Origin of the sequence: Dickeya sp. CFBP 2040 (genome assembly GCF_012273755.1) — a bacterium.
Classification (GTDB): Bacteria; Pseudomonadota; Gammaproteobacteria; order Enterobacterales; family Enterobacteriaceae; genus Dickeya; species Dickeya poaceiphila.
Genome location: NZ_JAAVXH010000119.1, coordinates 1 through 1,995 on the forward strand (window position 1 = coordinate 1; position 1,995 = coordinate 1,995).

The window sequence follows — 1,995 nt, forward strand, 5'->3', positions numbered from 1 at the left end:
TCATCATTTCTTGATAATGGCTACAGTGGGTTTTCGTTTCAATATAACAATTAGTTATATGATCGGATGCATTGAGTTGATTTTTTAAAATAACTCATAACCTCTCTGTATCATTACAGTCATTATCTGTCTTTATAAACATTATGCGGTCTCAATTTAGGTACTGATTTTTTCCTATTCGCCGCTAGTGTTGGGATGTAGTCAAGATCGTCATCAGGCTGGACTGACTTAACCGGACGACTTGGAAAACGCCTGATCTCATTAGGTGTTGGACTATAGCTGTCACTGTTGAATGCGAGACGTTTTTCATACTCAACGCGTGAAACATAGATGCCTTTAACTTCATCAAAGACATAGTTTTCAGCTATACGTTTATCGTGATCAACATCAACGGAAACAGGAGCGGGTTTCTTCTTGGCCCACACAAATTTTTCTCTTATATATCCTACTACCAGTAAAGTGAAACGTTTAAAGATACCATCCTGACGGGGTTTAACCTGCTTCCTCTTGCTTTTAACAGGAGCGCGTTTGACCGCTCTGGCAGTTGGAGAGGGAGAGGTTTTCAGTTTAGTGCGTGTATGAGGCGCAGGGGCAACCAGAACAGGTTTTTGGTCTTCTGATGATGCTGACTGTGAAGCTGTCTCAGAGAACTCTGTTCGAGGTTGTATTTCAGGTAAGACGATTTCAACGGGTTCAGGAAGCTGCGACACAGTAAAGCTTCTGAGGTCAACAACGATCTGAAGATCCAAATCTTTGAATACACTATATGTGGCCTGTGCTTCCTGTTTCATCTCATCGCGTACAGCCTGTTCAGCAGCACGTTTTTCCTGAACGCTTCGACTGTTCCACTTGGCACGATGAACACGTTGCATAGGGGGACGGCTGGTTGCTGTTGCCTTGGCAAGCCATAGCGCTTTTTCTTCTGCATCCAAGGTAATAGCAGCATGTTCGAGTGCTTCATTATGTTGAGCCTCAATAGAACGATGATCAATACGTTCTGACACGCCTGATGCCTCAAGGTAGCTATTGGCAAGAGCAGACCACGCTTCACGCCAAAGAATTACGTTTTTCTTGTCGTTCCAGCTCCTTTCTTTTTTACCAAAGCCATCAGCGGTGATCGGTTTTAATGTCAACATCACATGTGCATGAGGGTTTTGACCATCCAAATCGTGGAATGCGATATCGGCAATCATTCCTTTATCAACGAAATTCTTCTGGCAGTATTCAACGACCAGTTTTATCTTGTCTTCATTGTTCAGTTCGCAGGGAATAGCCACATCAAAATAACGTGCTGTTTGACCGTCCTTCTGACGTTCAACCCTTTCAACTTCATTCCACAAGGCACTTGAATTTTCGATAATATGAGCAGGTGCGGAAACAGGTGCTAATATCAGATGATGGAATAAATCTGTTCTGTGGCTGAAATCGTAGGTATTTCCTGTGCGATCATCTGTTATTCTGCAACGTGCATGATAGGCTGCCTTCCTGCAGGAAGACATACCCTCAGAACGTTTCACAATTTTAAACTCCAGATGAAATATCGCCATATAATAAAAGACCTCAATATAAAATAAAAACAAAATATAAAACGCAACGATAACTATGCTGCCGTTAGTTTTTCGCAAGAAAAACTTCGGGGTTGACGTTGACTTTGTTTCCGAAGGAAACGGTGTTAGCCTGCGGCAGGCAACCGTCGGTAGACCCCACACACTGCGTAGCAGTGTATAAGTGGGCATTGTCTTATTAAAAAATAGAGACAATGTAAAAGCCTCCCTACTTAATTAATACGAAATATATTAATCCCTGTAAAACAAAACGCCGAATTAAACGGCGCAATCTGGATAAACGGGCGAAGTATTCCTTCGATATTATAACGATGGGTTTAGATAGCGTCCGAAGGACAAAAGGAGTGTTAATTTATCCCGCCGTAAGGCGGGAAAACGCTAAAACAAGAAAATAAGTAATTTTATCTGTAGTTTTCCCTGTTGCACAATT

Annotated in this window: 1 protein-coding gene; it reads right to left on the reverse strand. The window is 42.1% G+C overall.

Annotation, left to right across the window (positions count from 1 at the left end; translation table 11 throughout):
- Window positions 1–122 precede the first annotated feature (122 nt).
- Window positions 123–1,547 (reverse strand): MobQ family relaxase, encoded by a 1,425-nt coding sequence (gene mobQ, locus Dpoa2040_RS17750; protein WP_168642097.1) that lies wholly within the window; start codon window positions 1,545–1,547, stop codon window positions 123–125.
- Between the last annotated feature and the right edge of the window lie 448 nt (window positions 1,548–1,995).